Genomic DNA, 18,385 nt, shown 5'->3' on the forward strand with positions numbered 1-18,385 from the left:
TAATTGACTTTAATTACCAACCAATATATTATTAATTTTAATATATAAATAAACATGAAAAAGGAGCTATTATGCGAATATTACTACCTATTTTAACTTTGTTAGTAACATGTTTCCTTACTTTTAACGTACCAAGCTGGGATACAATTAAAACAGGGTGTTCAGATTTCGCTGAAGGGTTCGCCGAAGGATTCTTCAACTAAAAATAGCGCTAGCCCCCTTATAAAAAAAGGTATGCTAGCGCTATTCATATTTTCATGTTTTAAAAATTATCTAATGCTTTTTCCATAATAGAAACTGATTTGAAAGGCGGCGTTACTGTTAATGAACCCTTTACAACTGTTTCTCCTTTTTCATCATGAGCAGATACAAGCATATCAATTGTATGTTCCTCCTCAGAAACAGCCACAACTTCAAAGTGGATTTGTAACGTTTCATAATGGTGAACATGCTTCACGAATGTAAGGTCCTTTCTCGTAATATGACTCCCTGGACCTGGTAAATATTTCGTAACTGCCGTTGTAATCATTCCAGTTAGCATAATGCTTGGTACAATCGGCTTTTCATACGGAGTTTGGGATGCGTAATCATGCTGAATATATAATGGATTGGCATCATTCGTTAACCCTAAGTACAATAACAAATCTTTATCCTCAATTTTTTCAGTGATAGATAATTTCTCTCCTACTGTAATTTCATCCATTTTACGACCAATTTGAACTTTTTTCTTTAACATGTTACAACCCCCTCCGATTTTTTCACCTTATTATCCTACTAAAAGCGATACTTGATCCGACATTTACTATGATGAGGGCAATGTATAGTATAAATCTATAGTTTCATTATAGGATATTACAAATGATAGCGTTTTCATATTATTTCAAAAAAACATTTCAATAAATAGTAGAAAAAGATTCGGGGCCCCGAATCTTTTTCCGCTTATATTTAATTATTAAACAAGAACCTTCATAACATTACGTACAGATTCTACAGAGCGATCTAACGCTTCTTTTTCATCTGCAAGAAGTTCTAATTCAATAATTTTTTCAATTCCGTTACCACCTAGAATTACTGGTACTCCTAAGTAAAGGTCACTATAACCATATTCACCTTCAAGGTACGCAATAGCCGGTAATACACGGCGTTGATCTTTCAAGATTGCTTCTGTCATTTCAACCAAAGAAGCAGCTGGTGCGTAATATGCACTACCGTTTCCTAATAAGCCTACAATCTCGCCGCCACCTTTACGGGTACGTTCTACGATTGCTTCTAAACGCTCTTTCGGAATTAACGTTTCTAACGGAATGCCACCTGCGTAAGAATAACGTACAAGAGGTACCATATCGTCACCGTGTCCTCCAAGAACAAATCCTGTAATGTCTTTCACAGAAAGATTTAATTCTTGCGCGATAAATGTACGGAAACGAGCTGTATCTAATACGCCCGATTGACCAATAACACGCTCTTTCGGGAATCCCGCTTCTTTAAATACAGAATATGTCATTGCATCAACTGGATTTGTTAATACAACAATAATCGCATTTGGTGAATGTTTTGCAATGTCGCGCGTAATACTTTTCATAATTTTAGAGTTTGTTGCTACTAGATCATCACGGCTCATACCAGGCTTACGTGCAATACCTGCTGTAATAACGACAACGTCAGAATCAGCAGTATCTTCGTAATCAGATGTTCCAATAATGTTAGCATCAAAACCTTGTACTGGGCTCGCTTCTAACATATCTAACGCTTTCCCTTTTGTTGGATTTTCCAGTTGTGGAATGTCCACTAATACAACATCTGCAAGTTCTTTTTGTGCTAACAAGAATGCTGTTGTTGCTCCTGTAAATCCTGCACCGATGACTGAAACTTTCTTGCGTTTGATTGTCATAATTTACCCCCCGCTTTAATTATGCGTTTTTGATTATCGCTACATCCATGTTTTTAATAAGTTCATTAGCGAACTCAGAACATTTCACTTCTGTTGCACCTTCCATTAAGCGTGCGAAATCATAAGTTACTACTTTTGAAGCAATTGTTTTCTCAACTGAAGCAGTTACTAATTTCGCAGCTTCGTTCCATCCTAAGTGCTCTAATAATAATACACCAGAAAGAAGAACCGAAGATGGGTTTACTTTATCTAAACCTGCATATTTCGGAGCTGTACCGTGCGTAGCTTCAAAGATAGCATGTCCAGTCACATAGTTAATATTTGCACCAGGTGCAATACCGATTCCACCTACTTGTGCAGCAAGTGCATCAGAGATGTAGTCTCCGTTTAAGTTCATTGTTGCAACAACATCGAACTCACGTGGACGAGTTAAAATTTGTTGTAAGAAGATGTCTGCAATAGAATCTTTTACGATGATTTTTCCAGCCACTTCAGCGTCTGCCATCGCTTTATTCGCTGCATCTTTACCATCTTTCTCAACGATGCGATCATATTCAGCCCAAGTAAATACTTTGTCGCCGAATTCTTGTTCCGCTACTTCGTAACCCCAGTTTTTGAAAGCACCTTCTGTAAATTTCATAATGTTTCCTTTATGAACTAATGTAACAGAAGAGCGTTTTTCGTTAATTGCATATTGAATTGCAGCACGAACAAGACGCTTTGTCCCTTCTTCTGAGATTGGTTTAATACCAATACCAGATGTTTCTGGGAAGCGGATTTTATTAACACCCATTGCTTCTTTTAAGAAAGCAAGAACTTTTTCTGCTTCTGGAGATCCTTGTGCATATTCAATTCCAGCATAAATGTCTTCTGTATTTTCACGGAAAATAACCATATCAGTATCTTCCGGACGTTTTACAGGTGAAGGAACACCTTCAAAATAACGAACTGGACGTAGACATACATATAAATCTAATTCTTGACGAAGTGCTACGTTTAGAGAACGAATACCACCGCCAACTGGAGTTGTAAGTGGACCTTTAATCGCGATTAAATATTCACGGATTAAATTTAAAGTTTCTTCTGGTAACCACTCACCTGTTTGGTTGAATGCTTTTTCCCCTGCAAGCACTTCTTTCCAAACGATTTTCTTCTCACCATCATAAGCTTTTTCAACTGCTGCTTCTAGTACACGAGATGCAGCTGCCCAAATATCAGGACCAATTCCATCTCCTTCGATAAATGGAATAATCGGATTGTTTGGTACATTCATAACACCATTAGTTACAGTAATTTTTTCACCTGTCGTCAATGTGATAACCCCCATGTTTGAAATTTCATATGTATGAAACTGAGGGAATAACCCCTCAGTTCAAACCGTTAGTCAAATTAAAATATTCTAATCATTACATCTTTCCGAAAAAATCAGACTTTTGAAAGCGTATTTTCACTATCAAAATAGTGTTATTCGCTTATCGTTGTGCAATTGGAACATACACTTGATGTGTTGGTCCATTATAATCAGCACGCGGACGGATTAAACGGTTGTTTTCATATTGTTCTAGAATATGAGCTAACCAGCCTGACATACGGCTAATTGCAAAAATAGGTGTAAATAAGTCATGGTCAATTCCTAAACAATGGTATACAGAAGCTGAATAGAAATCAACATTTGGTGGAAGACCTTTTTCTTTTGTTACAATGTCTTCAATTTTGATAGACATATTATACCATTTCTCTTCTCCTAAAAGCACGCATAATCTCTTAGACATTTCGCGTAAATGTTTTGCACGCGGATCACCCTGCTCATATACACGGTGGCCAAAGCCCATAATTTTCACTTTATTTTGAAGAGCATTATGAATATATGATTCTACATTTTCTTCTTCGCCAATTTCAGTTAACATCTTCATTACATTTTCATTTGCCCCGCCGTGAAGAGGGCCTTTTAACGCACCGATTGCTGCTGTAATACCAGAATATACATCTGAAAGTGTAGCTACACAAACGCGTGCAGTAAATGTAGAAGCGTTTAACTCATGATCTGCATGAAGTACGAGCGCCTTATCAAAAGCTTCAATTTCAACTTCATTTGGCTCGCGATCATTTAACATGTACAAGAAGTTTGCAGCTAATGATAAATCGTTTCTAGGCTCAACAAGATCTAAACCTTTACGAATCCTCGCGTAAGCAGCAACTAAAGTTCCCACTTGTGCCTGCAATTTAACCGCTTTCAAATAATTGGACTTTTCATCCATAATTTCAGCGCTCTCATCGTATAATGATAGCATGGAAATTGCAGTTCGTAAAACAGACATCGGATGTGCGATTTTTAAATCTACTTGTTTCAAATATGTTAAAATCTCACCTGGAACTTTATAGTATTCAGATACAATTTCATTAAATTCCGCTAGTTCTTTTTCATTAGGAAGCTTGCGGTGCCATAATAAGTACACTACTTCTTCAAACGTAGCATTCTCAGCTAAATCATCAATATTATACCCAACATAAGTTAATGTATCATCAATAATAGAGCTCACAGATGATGTTGTTGCTACTACCCCTTCTAAACCTCGAATAACAGTCATGACATTCTCTCCTTTTCCTGAAAATTCTCCCAACCTTGCTCCTTATATCTATTTGCTCCCCTTTTGAATTATGAACGCCCGTTCACTCTTTAGGCAAGCAAAATGCACGATCATGCAAATTTGTTGCGATGTTCCCCTCTTATTGTCCATTGTCTACATGGAAAGCATGAGCGTGAATGTCTCCCCGAATCCTCACGCTCAAAACAACAAGTTAGTGAGGAAAATTAATTCCGAAGAGTTTTATGATAAAAACAACATAAAACAATATCATTATAAAATTGTTTTATGTTGTTTTTATTTTATCTGGTGTAAAGTCTCTGCTGTTATGTAACTTTTCAAAGTTTCTAATCCTATTATAAACAATTATCTGACTTTTGTGAACAGAAAGAATTCAAAATTTTTATATTACTATAAAATTCCTTATTTAAACATCTGTATAATACTCATAACTGCATAGGCAATTCCAGCCCCAATTAATGGCCCTACAGCAACCCCATTAAATAAAGCAACCGCTATAATTGTCCCGAAAACGAGCGCAGTTGTAATATGAGGATCCGTCGTCAATAATTGCACGCCGCCTTTTGCTAACAAAGCAACCGCTACCCCTGAAGCTAAAGCAATCCATGCATAATACGACTTCGCTGCTTCTCCAAGTTGTTTAAAACCTATTTCCCCCGTTGCAATCGGTACGAGTACCGCTATTGTAATAACCGTAACACCGAGGTTAATCCCTTTCGTTTGTAGATAAGGAAAGACTTTATCTCCTAGAAACGTAAATTTCAATAAAAATAGCACACCAATAGCTACAATAAGCGATTGATTTTTCGCAATAAGTCCTATAATAAGTAGTATGAATAAAAATAACGTTGACTGACTAATCATGTCTGCACTTCCTTTCTGAAAATAATGAACTCATTTCCAAACAAAAATACCTTTAAACCTATCGTTATACATGATATACGGATGCCTATTTATCAATAACACCTTCCGTTTTTTATGTATTTTAAAATACAAAACCGATACTTTCACCCAAAAAAATTAAAGCATGTATACATGTTTGAAAACGGTCGTCTCTTCTTTCTTTTCTAATAAGAAACAGGTAAAATAAAAAGAAGAGAAAATGAAGTTTTTACCATATAGTAGAAACATCAACACCAAGCTTTCACAGTCACTCACGTACTGAAAAAGCAGGAAAATCCATCATTCCACTATAACATAAAGTGAAACTTTAATCAGTGGGGCATTTTCCACTGATTATTAGTTGAACCAATCGGGCTTTTACGAGCAGTTTATCTCCATCTAACTCCTTTGATCCAGCCACACTTCGGGTATGAGATTTACTTGCCCGCAAATAGCGGGGTAAAGTGAAACTTTAATCAGTGCGTCACACTCGTTATAAGTTGAACGAATTAGGATAATCCAAATTGGAATGGGAGGTATACATCTTTGAATCGAAACTTACTATATATGATATTGCGACTCATATTTGTCATTGTAGCGACAGTAGTGGGGGTCTATGCATTACTATATATGTCAGGACTTATCTACCCTTTTATTATCGCTTTCGCATTTGCTTATTTGATTAATCCTGTCGTCAATTTCCTTAATCAAAAACTACAATTTCCTCGCGCACTCGCAGTACTCGTTAGCTTAATTCTCGTATTCGGAGCTATCGTTGGACTCGTTACATACCTTGTAACGGAAGCAATATCTGCCACAACATACTTACTACAACTCGTTACAGTAAAGTTTCCAGATATCGTTACCTTCGCTCAGCAGTTTGCACTTAATCATATTATGCCTCTCTACGATGATTTAATCTCTAAATTTAATCATCTTGGGGAACCACAGCGCTATACGATTACACAAAACATTCAAAACTTAGGAACCGAAGCAACGACGCAAATGAAAGAACTTTTATCAGCTATTATAAGTGGTTTAACAAATTTCATCAGCGCATTACCAACAACTTTGACTGTCCTTGTATTCATTTTATTAGCCACTTTCTTCATTAGTTACGATTGGCACCGTCTTGCTCAGAAAGTAAGAAAATTTTTACCCAACCGTGTTCACGGCTACGGAAAGACTATTTTTGTCGATTTAAGAAAAGCTTTATTTGGTTTTGTTAAAGCGCAACTTACACTCGTATCTATGACAACTGTTATTGTACTAATCGGACTTTTAATATTACGCGTGCCATACGCCATTACTATCGCGATTATTACAGGAGTTGTAGATTTACTTCCGTATTTAGGAACAGGAGCTGTCTTCGTTCCTTGGGTTATATACGTATTTTTCACTGGCGACACCGCTTTCGCCATCGGTCTTCTCATTTTATACATCGTCGTGATTGTCCAAAGACAAATTATGGAGCCTAAAGTACTTTCATCTAATATCGGCCTCGATCCATTAGCAACACTGATCGCTCTATTTGTCGGCTTTAAGCTCTTTGGCTTTTTAGGATTAATCATCGGTCCAGTCATCTTAGTACTACTTAATACATTGCACAAAGCTCGTGTCTTCCATGATTTGTGGAAATATATTAAAGGCTCACCTTCAAAATAATAGTTTCTAATTCATATACAACAAAAAACTTACATGTAATCAGTGGGACATTCTCACTGATTATTCCTTGTACTTATTTTTCACACTCATTACATACAACAAGAGGATTTACCAAAAAAAGGATAATACTCTTGTTTTTTTGCATAAAAACACATATCTCGAGGTATTTTTACATATTTATTCTATTTATTTTATAATTATTACTTACATTTATTACTTTTTATGTAAATGAATAAATATACAAAGTAACACAGAATAAGACTTAAACTAACAATTCCCTACCCTTATCTAACTTTTTCCATACCAATTGATTCATTTTACACTCAAAAATAAGCTTTAGTTCAGAAAGATCTTCCTACAACACACTCAGTACGAGCCACTAAACCCTTAAATCACATAAATACACAGTACATATAATAAAGTAAAACTTTAATTAACAGAACTTTGACCAACCTCTCACCCTTTTGCAAGCAAAAAAATAGTACTTAGATCGCTATGATCTAAGTACTATTTCTGCACAATAATAGTAGAGTTCTTTCTAAACTTCCATTCCATCCACTTCATAACAAACGGTTTCAACAAAGCCCTCGTCACAGGAATAACAAAGATAAAACCCATTATATCCGTTACATATCCAGGAAGCACTAAAAGAATGCCTCCTACAAAGATAAAAATACCATCTAACACTGCCCCTCCTGGCATTTCTCCTCTATTCAGCTTAGATTGAATCTCTCCAAGCACTTTAAACCCTTGCCTTTTCGCTAAATAGACACCTACAACACCCGTAAATACAATCATAGCGAACGTAGACCATAAACCTATTACATGACTTGATCCAATTAAGACTGTAATCTCAATCGCCGGTATTAAAATAAACAAGAATAGTAACCATTTCACAGTTCTACACTCCTCCCATATATCATCATTTTAAACACCTTCACAACGCCCGTACACACCATGTAAAAACCTAATACATTTCCGTATCAAACTCATAGTAAACAGCTTTTAAAAGCAATTTCAGGCGTTTCAAGCTAGTTATAACTTAATTTTGTGTAAAAAAAAGAGAAGGACTCCGATCCTTCTCTTCGTATTACTTATAGCACTTCCGCATGTCCATTATAAACAATTCCGCGCGCTGCATCAACTGTTACTTCTTGGCCATTTTTTAAAGTTGCTGTTACGCCGTTTACACCAACGATAACAGGAATACCGATTGATACGCCTACAACAGCAGCATGGCTTGTTAGACCGCCTTCTTCTACAACTAGAGCAGCAGCTTTTTCGATTGCAGGAATCATATCTTTATCAGTACTTGTTGTAACAAGGATATCACCTTCGTTTACGTTCGCTACAGCTTCAGCAGCTGTTTTTGCTACAACTACTTTACCTTTTGCAGCTTTACGTCCGATTCCTTGTCCTTTAGCAACTTCTTCACCAACAACGTGGATTTTCATTAAGTTTGTTGTACCAGTTTCAGCAACCGGAACACCAGCAGTGATTACAACAGTGTCTCCAAGTCCGATTAGACCTGCATCCATACCTGTTTGAATTGCTGTATCTAACATTTCGTCAGTAGAAGCTGCGCGCTTCCCAGCCATAAATGCTTGTACACCCCAAACAAGTGCAAGACGACGTCCTACTTGCTCGTCAGATGTTACAGCAACGATTGGAGATTTTGGACGATATTTAGAGATCATTTTCGCAGTATATCCACTTTCTGTTGGAGCTACGATTGCAGCTACATCAAGAGCAAGTGCTGTATGCGCAACAGATTGGCTAATTGCATCTGTAATTGTTGGAGTGAACTCTTTAATACGTTTTTTGAACATATCTTCATATTGTAATGATTTTTCAACACGTACTGCAATGTTAGCCATCATCGTTACTGCTTCTACTGGGTATTGTCCAGCAGCTGTTTCACCTGAAAGCATGATTGCATCTGTACCATCGAAGATCGCGTTAGCTACGTCACTTGCTTCCGCACGAGTTGGACGTGGGTTACGTTGCATAGAATCTAACATTTGTGTCGCAGTAATAACTGGTTTACCTAACACATTACATTTTTTGATTAGACGTTTTTGTACTAATGGTACTTCTTCTGGTGGAATTTCTACACCCATGTCACCACGAGCTACCATTAAACCGTCAGAAACTTCTAAGATTGAATCGATATTATCGATACCTTCTTGGTTTTCGATTTTTGGTACGATTTGGATGTATTGAGCGTTATGCTCTTCTAATAATTCGCGGATTTCTAATACGTCAGATGCTTTACGAACGAATGAAGCTGCGATGAAATCAACTTTTTGCTCGATACCGAAGATGATATCTTTTACGTCTTTTTCAGTGATACCAGGAAGCTTAATGCTTACGTTTGGTACGTTAACACCTTTTTTATTTTTTACAGTTCCACTGTTAAGAACTTTTGTACGGATGTTTCCGTCAGCTTTTTCGATTACTTCTAGTTCGATAAGACCGTCATCGATTAGAATACGAGAACCTGGGTCTACATCGTCATAAAGACCAGCATAAGATACAGAGAACTTCTCTGCAGTACCTAATACTTGCTCAGTAGAAAGAACTACTTCTGCACCTGTTACAAGCTCAGCTTGTCCGTCTACGAAGTCGTGAGTACGGATTTCTGGACCTTTTGTATCAAGTAAGATACCAACTGTTTTACCAGTTTTCTTTGAAGCTTCACGAATGTTTTTAATACGAGCGCCGTGCTCTTCATGGCTACCATGAGAGAAGTTTAAACGAGCAACGTTCATACCAGCTTCGATTAATTGTTCTAATTTCTCAATACTTTCACTAGCAGGACCTATAGTACATACAATTTTAGTTTTACGCATATTGCACCTCCGAAAATTATGAAACCGTTCCCAAATATCCGACATTAAGCCGATTAGATGGATAATTCTTTAGATAATTGATACATATCTTTATCGATTGTATGCTTTTGAGCTAACGCTTCGATAATATCATGATCAACAAGTTTGTTATCTTGAATACCTACACAACGTCCACCTTTACCAGCAATTAATAATTCAACTGCTCTTGCACCAAGACGACTTGCTAATACACGGTCTTGTGCACTTGGTGATCCACCACGTTGTACGTGACCTAATACAGTTACGCGAGTATCAAAGTTTGTTGCTTCTTCAATGTGCTTACCGATGTCAATTGCACTTCCAACACCTTCAGCTACAACGATAATACTGTGTTTTTTACCACGTTCACTACCACGCTTCAGACGAGCAATAACATCTTCCATGTCATACTCTTCTTCTGGAATTAAGATTGTTTCTGCACCATCAGCTAAACCAGCCCATAATGCGATATCACCAGCGTGACGTCCCATTACTTCGATAACATATGTACGTTCATGAGATGTAGCTGTGTCACGGATTTTATCAATTGCATCAATAACAGTATTTAAAGCTGTATCAAAACCAATTGTGAAGTCTGTTCCAGGGATATCATTGTCGATTGTACCTGGTACACCAACACATGGGAATCCTTGTTCAGTTAATTTTTTAGCGCCTTGGTAAGAACCATCTCCACCAATAACAACAAGTCCTTCGATACCGTGTTTCTTTAATTGCTCGATACCTTTTAGTCGTACTTCTGGGTCTTTAAACTCAGGACATCTTGCTGTATATAATTTCGTACCACCACGGTGGATAATATCGCCAACAGAACCTAGTTCTAATTTTTCAATGTGACCAGAAATTAATCCAGCGTATCCATGGTAAATACCATATACTTCAATATCATGGAAAATCGCTTTACGAACAACTGCACGAATGGCAGCATTCATACCAGGTGAATCTCCACCACTTGTTAATACACCAATACGTTTCATTTGTACTCACCTCATAAAGATTATTTGCCTTATAATAAAATAACACGAAAAAATATAAAAACACAATGGAGAAGATGTGTCTTTTCATAATAAAAACGTGCATTCGCGAAGAGGAACGCACGCTTTTCTTATTTTATCCCAATGGAAGCGTTTGAAAACGAAACTTGCCCAATTTTCATATATTTTTCATAACGTTTTTCGATTAATTCATCTTTCGAAATTCCGTTTAATTGTTCAAAAGTTTTTCTAATCATTAAATCTATATTTTCTGACTGTTTCAAAACATTACGGTGCGCTCCACCTTTTGTCTCTGGAATAATTTCGTCAATTACACCTAATTCTTTCAAATCCGCTGCTGTAATTCTCATCGCCTCTGCAGCTTCCTTTGCTTTTCCTGCGTCTTTCCAAAGAATTGCCGCTGCACCCTCTGGTGTAATAACAGAATAAGTGGAATTTTCTAGCATATGAATGTAATCTCCTACTCCAAGACCTAGTGCACCACCACTACCACCTTCACCAATAACGATACAAATAACAGGTACCGTTAAGCCTGCCATTTCAAATAAATTGCGGGCGATAGCTTCACTTTGACCACGTTCTTCAGCAGCTTTACCAGGATAAGCTCCTTTCGTATCAATAAAACAAATAATTGGACGATTGAACTTTTCCGCCTGCTTCATTAAACGTAATGCTTTTCGATATCCTTCTGGATGAGGCATCCCAAAGTTACGGCGAATATTTTCTTTCGTATCTTTTCCGCGTTGATGCCCAATTACAGTTACAGGCATCCCTTTATATTTCGCAATGCCGCCGACAATCGCTGCATCATCGCCAAATAGACGATCTCCATGACATTCAAAAAAATCAGTAAATAAGTGCTCAATATAATCGAGCGTTGTCGGTCGTTCAGCATGACGAGCAATTTGAACACGGTCCCATACTTTCATATTGCCGTATATATCTTCCTCTAAATTTTCTAGCTTGTCTTCCAAAATACGAATCTCCTCACTGAAGTCCATCTGGCTGTTTTTCGTATAGTCTTTCAGTTCACGAATCTTATTTCTTAGCTCAACAACTGGTTTCTCAAATTCTAGCTCTGCCATACAGCCATTTCCCCTCCTTGATGAACTTCTAAAATCTTACGAAGCGATTCTCTCATATCATCACGATGTACCACCGCATCTAATTGACCATGTTCTAGTAAGAATTCTGCCGTTTGGAAATCTTCCGGTAGTTTCTCACGCACAGTTTGTTCAATTACACGTCTACCAGCAAATCCGATCAGTGCCCCTGGTTCTGCAAGATTATAATCACCAAGTGAAGCGAAACTCGCTGAAACCCCGCCCGTCGTTGGATGAGTCATAACAGAAATAAATAATCCTCCTGCATTACTATGCTTTTTCAAAGCTACGCTTGTTTTTGCCATTTGCATTAAACTTAATATCCCTTCTTGCATACGGGCACCACCCGAAGCAGTAAAGATAATAAATGGAACTTGTAAGTCGTATGCCTTTTCAACCGCACGGGCAATTTTTTCTCCTACAACAGAGCCCATGCTCCCCATTCGAAAACGAGAATCCATTACTGCAACAACAACAAGCATGTCATCAATTGTTCCTTCACCAGTTACAACCGCTTCGTTCAATTCAGTCTTCTTACGATCGCTCTCTAGTTTCTCTTCATAATCTGGAAACTCGAGTGGATTTAATGAAACCATTTCTTTGTCATACTCACGGAATGACCCTTCGTCCAATATACTATCAAGACGTTCCCATGCATTCATAGGATGATGATATCCACAATTCACACATACTTTTAAATTTTTTAGAAGTTCTTTCGTATACATGATTTTTTTACATTTCGGACATTTTGTCATAACGCCATCTGGTACATCTTTTCGTACTTGTTCTGAAGGTATTGCAGCGTACTTTTTCTTTTTCACGAATAAATCTCTTAGCACAATTTGACCCCCTTCGTTGAGAGCTAAGGTTAGCGTAAGAAGAAAATTGGGCTAACACCAAAGTTTGATGTTAGCCTTATCTTCTCAATCTGTCTAATAACCTCACTCTTTACGTTTAACTTTAACCGCTACGCGATAGAATGTTTGTCATAACGTGTCATGGTCATTTCGACAAATTTTATACATTACGAGTGAAACTGTATATTCTCTACTAATTCATCGTAAATTTTTAGTGCATCATTTTCTTGTTTTTCTTCCAAAGTAGCATAAAGCTTTCTATACATATCGATAGAATCTCCTGAAACTTTACAAGAAAGAGTTGCTACGTAATCATTTACGATCATCCAAATGCGATATAGTAAATAATTATCGACTTGTTCAATAAGTGTTTTAAAGAACGTTTGATGAAGCGTCGGAATTGAGTTTTCATTTTCTTCAAGCACTTGATGTAATTTACTTAGCACTTTAGAAAACGTTTCTTTCGGTAAATTACATACAATTCGAATCATGTCTTTCTCAAGCAATCGTTTTGTTTGTAATAAATCACGAATTGTTTTCTCATCTTGCAGCAAGAACGGAGCAATCAATTGTACAAGACCGTTATCGTAAAAGTTTCGAATAAACGTCCCTTCACCACGTCTCGTTTCAATCAATCCTACAAGTTCTAAAGCACGCAACGCTTCTCTTACAGAGGAACGCCCTACATTTAAACGTGAACTTAACTCACGCTCAGACGGCAAACGATCCCCCGCTACCAATCCATCCTCTTCCATAATGGAACGAATCTTTTTTACAATTTCGAGATATACTTTTGTGTTTGATGATGTCAATGGAAATTCCTCGCTTATTCTTTACCAATCAGCGCTAATTGTTTTGTTTTCTCAGCAACCTCATTTGGATCTACTTGACGGCGAGCTACTCCTGTTTCCATTGCCGCTTTCGCAACGTAAGCTGCCACTTGAGGCGCCACACGCGCGTCAAACGGTGCTGGAATGATATAGTCTGCATTTAACTCATCTTCTGCTACAAGCTCAGCAATAGCCTGTACAGCTGCCATCTTCATTTCTTCGTTAATTTGTGTCGCATGTACGTCAAGTGCACCACGGAAAATACCAGGGAACGCTAGTACATTATTTACTTGGTTCGCAAAGTCAGAACGACCCGTTCCAACAACAGCTGCGCCCGCTGCTTTTGCCAATTCTGGCATAATTTCTGGAACTGGATTCGCCATTGCAAAAATAATTGCATCGTCATTCATTGTACGAACCATCTCTTCTGTTAATGCACCTTCTGCAGATACACCAATGAATACGTCCGCACCTTGTACAACATCAGCTAAAGAACCTTCGATACGATTCTTATTTGTATATTTTGCAACTTCATCCTTCACCGGATTCATACCTGTAGGACGACCATCATAGATTGCCCCTTTACGGTCACACATAATAATGTCGCGTACACCATAGCGATATAAAAGTTTAATAATTGCAATACCTGCTGCACCCGCGCCATTTGCGACAACTTTAATGTCAGACATTTTCTTTCCAACTAATTTTAGCGCGTTCACAAGACCCGCTACTGTTACGATAGCTGTTCCGTGTTGATCATCATGGAAGATAGGAATATTTGTTTCTTTTTTCAAACGTTCTTCAATAATGAAGCAGTTTGGTGCTGCGATATCCTCTAAGTTAACGCCGCCAAAAGTTGGCTCCATTAATTTTACAGTTTCAACAATTTTATCTACATCGTTTGTATTTAAGGCAATCGGGAATGCATCTACACCAGCAAAGCTCTTGAATAATACAGCTTTACCTTCCATTACTGGAAGAGATGCTTCAGGTCCAATGTTACCAAGACCAAGTACAGCCGTTCCATCAGTCACAACTGCTACCATATTTCCCTTCATCGTATATTCATATACCTTACTTTTATCGTCATAAATTTCTTTACAAGGTTCTGCAACCCCTGGAGAATATGCAAGACTTAAATCTTTTGCATTTTCTACTTTTACTTTTGATACAGTTTCTAATTTTCCTTGATGCACTTTATGCATGTGAAGTGCTTCTTCACGAAGTGTTGACAAACTATCCACTCTCCTCAAATTATTCTAGCTGATATCAATTTCTCCAAGTGGTCTGACCACGAACACTACTACTATAATAATCGAAGTGTAGGGAAATTGTCCATTATATTTTCACAACCACATTTTCTTCCCCGACAATTTCACGAAGTGCTCCTAAACATTCTTCACTTGGATGAATCGATAAACTTCGAGATAATTGTACCATTTTATGTTCCTTTTCATAATAAATTAGTACTTTCGCAAAACCTGAATAGTCAAACAATATTTTAGTAACCTGATTTAAAAGCTTTTTCTCATATTGAGACGGCAATTTCACGTAAACAGACGCATCTTTCTTTTCCTCATACACATTCATTTCTTCTAACGGATATAGTCCATTTACAATCCATTGCAACTTATGATTTCTAAGCTCAATCATGCCGTTAACTAAAACAATTGCTCCTTCTTGTAACTTATCTGAGAAATGTATATACGTTTCGGGGAAAAGAACTGCTTCCATTTCATCATTTTGATCACAAAATGTAATAAACGCCATCTTTTGCAACTTTTTCGTACGAATCACTCTCACGCTTGTTATATATACGATAGCTCTTTGTACTTTTTTCTTATGTCGCATCGCCTGAGCGAGAGATGGAATTTCTAATTCTTTCGCTAACTTCTCATACTGCGCTGTCGGATAGCTTGATAAATAAAAACCTAGTGCTTCCTTTTCTTTATTTAACTGTTCAATAAAAGAGAGCTCTTCTCCTTGCACATATTTTGATTTTGGAACTGCATCTCCTAAATCACGTGCAAGATTTGCGTACTCTAACGCTCCTTTAAGGCTTTTCCATAAATTTGTTCTCGAAACACCAAAATCATCAAAACATCCAGACCAGACGAAAGCCTCTAAATTTCGCTCTGTTACAAACTTCGATGGCATGCGAAGACAAAATTCAAATAAATCTTCAAACATTTTTTTCTCTCGTTCTTCGAGTAGTGCTGTCACTGTAGCCATTCCGATATTTCGAATGGAAAGTAAGCTGTAACGTATCGCATTGCCTTCTATTTGGAAATTGTAACCACTTCTTTGAAGAGACGGCGGCAAAACGTGAAAACCTTTACGCTTCGTTTCTCGTATATACTGCACAATCTTATCTTCATTTCCAATTGCACTTGATAGTAGTGCCGTCATAAATTCCAGCGTATAATTCGCTTTTAAGTAGGCAAGCTGATACCCAATCATACTGTAGGCTACAGCGTGACTTCGGTTAAAACCGTAATTCGCAAATCTTACAATCAAATCATAAATTTTCTCTGCGGATGTCTCGTCATAACCATTTTGTAAACAACCTTGCACAAAATGCTTACGTTCCTGATCTAAAATATCACGATTTTTTTTACTCACTGCACGGCGTAATAAATCTGCTTCTCCAAGCGAGAATCCCGCCAACTTCGACGCAATTTGCATAATTTGTTCTTGGTATACAATTACACCGTATGTTCTTTCTAAAATCGGCTTTAAGTCCGGATGTAAATATTCAATTTTTCTTTTTCCGTGCTTTGATTCAATAAAGGTCGGAATTTGTTCCATCGGTCCTGGTCTATATAACGAGTTAACAGCGACAATATCTTCAAATTCATTCGGTTTTAACCCGCGAAGTACATTTCGCATACCACCTGATTCAAGCTGGAATACACCTGTTGTGTCCCCTCTACCTAACAATTGGAACGTCTTTTCATCTTGAAGGGGTAAATTTCTTATCTCAATTTGTGTCCCCGTCTTTTTCACGATAAACTTTATAATATTTTCAAGCAACGTTAAATTACGTAAGCCTAAAAAATCCATCTTGAGCAATCCAAGTTCTTCTAATGCATCAGCTGGGTATTGTGTAACATACACATCGTTATGCCCTTCTTGAATTGCAACACTTCCGGTTAACGGCTCTTGGCTCATAATAACACCGGCCGCATGAATAGACGTATGACGTGGTAAGCCTTCTACACGTTTTGCAATTTCAAATACACGCTCATGCAGAAGATTCCCTTGTATAAACTCACGGAGTGATTGCGATTCCTCATATGCATCTTTTAACGTTATACCAAGCTTTGATGGGATAAGTTTTGAGAATATGTCAATATCTCGCGGCGGAAGCCCCATTACACGCGCAATATCTCTAATTGCCGCTTTCGCTGCAAGCGTCCCAAACGTTACAATTTGCGCAACACGAAGCTGACCATATTTATCTTTCACATATCGAATCATCTCATCACGTCTTATATCCGGAAAATCGATATCAATATCTGGAAGTGTCACACGTTCTGGGTTTAAAAATCTTTCAAATAATAGATCGTATTCAATTGGATCTATATCTGTAATTTCTAATACATAAGAAACGAGTGAGCCAGCTGCCGATCCACGGCCTGGTCCTGTTAAAATATGATTTTCATGCGCATACTTCATAAAATCCCATACGATGAGGAAATAATCACTAAATCCCATACTAGAAATTACGTTTAATTCATGATTCAAACGCTTTATATGTACTTCTTTCGGCGTACCATAACGTTTCTGCAACCCTTCTTCACAAACGCGGCGTAAATACATATCATTCGTCTCGTTAGATGGAACAGGGAATTTCGGTAATTGATTTACATGAAACGGTATTTCTACTCTGCAACGTTCTGCAATTTCTACTGTGTTATAAATCGCTTCTTCTACGTGAGAAAATAGAGCTTCCATTTCATCTGATGATTTTAAATAATATTGATCTGTTTTCAGCCTCGGTCTATCTGGATCTGTCATTTTCGTTCCACTTTCAACAGATAATAAACATTCATGAACAAGTGCGTCACTTTGATTAATGTAGCGTACATCGTTTGTTGCAACGACTGGAACATTTATCCTACTCATAAATTCAGGTAATTTCTCTTGCAGAAGCAGTTCATCTTGAATCGCATGATGCTGCAAACTCATATAAAAATTGCCGAACATATTTTGATATGCGCGAGCTACTTCTTCAGCCTGATTTTCTTTGTCTTCTAATAATAATTGTTCAATTTCCCCATCTTTACCTGGTGAAATTGCAATTAAACCTTTCGCATAATGCGCAAGCCACTTTTTCGGAATACCTTCTTTTGACTTCGTCATAATACTACTAGAAATCTTTAATAAATTTTGATAACCTATTTCATTTTCAGCGAGTAAGACAAGCGGATAAGACTTTTCTTCTTCTTCACTAAAAATAGAAGCTGTTAAGCCGATAATAGGCTGTATACCATGTTTCTTACATGCTTTATAAAACGGAATAACGCCATACATAACATTTTCATCCGTAATAGCTAGCGATGAATAACCGAGCTCTTTCGCCCTGACTACAAGCTCATCAATTTTACAAGCACTTTTTAATAAACTAAAAACGGTTTGACATTGTAAATGCACAAACTTCACTGT

Annotated in this window: 15 protein-coding genes; 2 read left to right on the top strand and 13 right to left on the bottom strand. The window is 37.4% G+C overall.

What is annotated here, in order from left to right:
• Window positions 1–71 precede the first annotated feature (71 nt).
• Window positions 72–203, top strand: coding sequence for a hypothetical protein (locus ATN06_RS29630; RefSeq protein WP_088116251.1), 132 nt, complete (start codon window positions 72–74; stop codon window positions 201–203).
• 59 nt (window positions 204–262) lie between these two features.
• Here ATN06_RS29630 and ATN06_RS23340 read toward each other — a convergent pair whose 3' ends face one another.
• The 5 genes from ATN06_RS23340 to ATN06_RS23365 all read right to left on the bottom strand — a co-directional run bounded on the left by ATN06_RS23340 (window position 263) and on the right by ATN06_RS23365 (window position 5,361).
• Window positions 263–736, bottom strand: coding sequence for a MaoC family dehydratase (locus ATN06_RS23340; protein WP_000914180.1), 474 nt, complete (start codon window positions 734–736; stop codon window positions 263–265).
• Window positions 737–952: 216 nt separating this feature from the next.
• Window positions 953–1,891, bottom strand: coding sequence for a malate dehydrogenase (gene mdh, locus ATN06_RS23345; protein WP_000153242.1), 939 nt, complete (start codon window positions 1,889–1,891; stop codon window positions 953–955).
• 19 nt (window positions 1,892–1,910) lie between these two features.
• Complete coding sequence (gene icd, locus ATN06_RS23350) at window positions 1,911–3,203, bottom strand: NADP-dependent isocitrate dehydrogenase (protein WP_000206898.1); 1,293 nt, start codon at window positions 3,201–3,203, stop codon at window positions 1,911–1,913.
• Window positions 3,204–3,363: 160 nt separating this feature from the next.
• Window positions 3,364–4,512, bottom strand: coding sequence for a citrate synthase (gene citZ / locus ATN06_RS23355; RefSeq protein ID WP_140350526.1), 1,149 nt, complete (start codon window positions 4,510–4,512; stop codon window positions 3,364–3,366).
• 387 nt (window positions 4,513–4,899) lie between these two features.
• Window positions 4,900–5,361 carry a DUF441 domain-containing protein gene (locus ATN06_RS23365; RefSeq protein ID WP_060632496.1) on the bottom strand — a complete coding sequence of 154 codons (462 nt, stop codon included), beginning with the start codon at window positions 5,359–5,361 and terminating at the stop codon, window positions 4,900–4,902.
• A gap of 564 nt (window positions 5,362–5,925) precedes the next feature.
• Here ATN06_RS23365 and ytvI point away from each other — a divergent pair.
• A complete protein-coding gene (gene ytvI / locus ATN06_RS23370) occupies window positions 5,926–7,044 on the top strand; it encodes a sporulation integral membrane protein YtvI (protein ID WP_060632497.1) in 1,119 nt (372 codons plus the stop codon).
• Between the two features lie 507 nt (window positions 7,045–7,551).
• Here ytvI and ATN06_RS23375 read toward each other — a convergent pair.
• The 8 genes from ATN06_RS23375 to dnaE form a co-directional block, all read right to left on the bottom strand.
• Window positions 7,552–7,941, bottom strand: coding sequence for an FxsA family protein (locus ATN06_RS23375; RefSeq protein ID WP_060632498.1), 390 nt, complete (start codon window positions 7,939–7,941; stop codon window positions 7,552–7,554).
• Window positions 7,942–8,138: 197 nt separating this feature from the next.
• A complete protein-coding gene (gene pyk / locus ATN06_RS23380) occupies window positions 8,139–9,896 on the bottom strand; it encodes a pyruvate kinase (protein WP_060632499.1) in 1,758 nt (585 codons plus the stop codon).
• A gap of 53 nt (window positions 9,897–9,949) precedes the next feature.
• Complete coding sequence (gene pfkA / locus ATN06_RS23385) at window positions 9,950–10,909, bottom strand: 6-phosphofructokinase (protein WP_000821163.1); 960 nt, start codon at window positions 10,907–10,909, stop codon at window positions 9,950–9,952.
• A gap of 128 nt (window positions 10,910–11,037) precedes the next feature.
• Window positions 11,038–12,012, bottom strand: coding sequence for an acetyl-CoA carboxylase carboxyl transferase subunit alpha (accA, locus tag ATN06_RS23390; RefSeq protein WP_060632500.1), 975 nt, complete (start codon window positions 12,010–12,012; stop codon window positions 11,038–11,040).
• A complete protein-coding gene (gene accD, locus ATN06_RS23395) occupies window positions 12,000–12,869 on the bottom strand; it encodes an acetyl-CoA carboxylase, carboxyltransferase subunit beta (RefSeq protein WP_060632501.1) in 870 nt (289 codons plus the stop codon). The genes accA and accD overlap by 13 nt, the downstream gene beginning before the upstream one ends.
• 185 nt (window positions 12,870–13,054) lie before the next feature.
• Entirely contained in the window at window positions 13,055–13,699 is a 645-nt protein-coding gene (locus ATN06_RS23400; RefSeq protein ID WP_060632502.1) for a FadR/GntR family transcriptional regulator, read from the bottom strand.
• Window positions 13,700–13,713: 14 nt separating this feature from the next.
• Window positions 13,714–14,922 (bottom strand): NADP-dependent malic enzyme, encoded by a 1,209-nt coding sequence (locus ATN06_RS23405; protein WP_001970845.1) that lies wholly within the window; start codon window positions 14,920–14,922, stop codon window positions 13,714–13,716.
• Window positions 14,923–15,055: 133 nt separating this feature from the next.
• On the bottom strand, window positions 15,056–18,382 hold the full coding sequence (gene dnaE / locus ATN06_RS23410) for a DNA polymerase III subunit alpha (protein ID WP_060632503.1): 3,327 nt from the start codon (window positions 18,380–18,382) through the stop codon (window positions 15,056–15,058).
• Between the last annotated feature and the right edge of the window lie 3 nt (window positions 18,383–18,385).

Source organism: Bacillus thuringiensis (genome assembly GCF_001455345.1).
Taxonomy (GTDB): Bacteria; Bacillota; Bacilli; order Bacillales; family Bacillaceae_G; genus Bacillus_A; species Bacillus_A thuringiensis_N.

Excerpts from the sequence above, each read along its gene's own strand:
- ATN06_RS29630 (WP_088116251.1), top strand. The coding sequence starts at position 72 with ATGCGAATATTACTACCTATTTTAACTTTGTTAGTAACATGTTTCCTT.
- ATN06_RS23340 (WP_000914180.1), bottom strand. The coding sequence starts at position 736 with ATGTTAAAGAAAAAAGTTCAAATTGGTCGTAAAATGGATGAAATTACA.
- mdh (WP_000153242.1), bottom strand. The coding sequence starts at position 1,891 with ATGACAATCAAACGCAAGAAAGTTTCAGTCATCGGTGCAGGATTTACA.
- ATN06_RS23365 (WP_060632496.1), bottom strand. The coding sequence starts at position 5,361 with ATGATTAGTCAGTCAACGTTATTTTTATTCATACTACTTATTATAGGA.
- pyk (WP_060632499.1), bottom strand. The coding sequence starts at position 9,896 with ATGCGTAAAACTAAAATTGTATGTACTATAGGTCCTGCTAGTGAAAGT.
- pfkA (WP_000821163.1), bottom strand. The coding sequence starts at position 10,909 with ATGAAACGTATTGGTGTATTAACAAGTGGTGGAGATTCACCTGGTATG.
- accA (WP_060632500.1), bottom strand. The coding sequence starts at position 12,012 with ATGGCAGAGCTAGAATTTGAGAAACCAGTTGTTGAGCTAAGAAATAAG.
- ATN06_RS23405 (WP_001970845.1), bottom strand. The coding sequence starts at position 14,922 with ATGCATAAAGTGCATCAAGGAAAATTAGAAACTGTATCAAAAGTAAAA.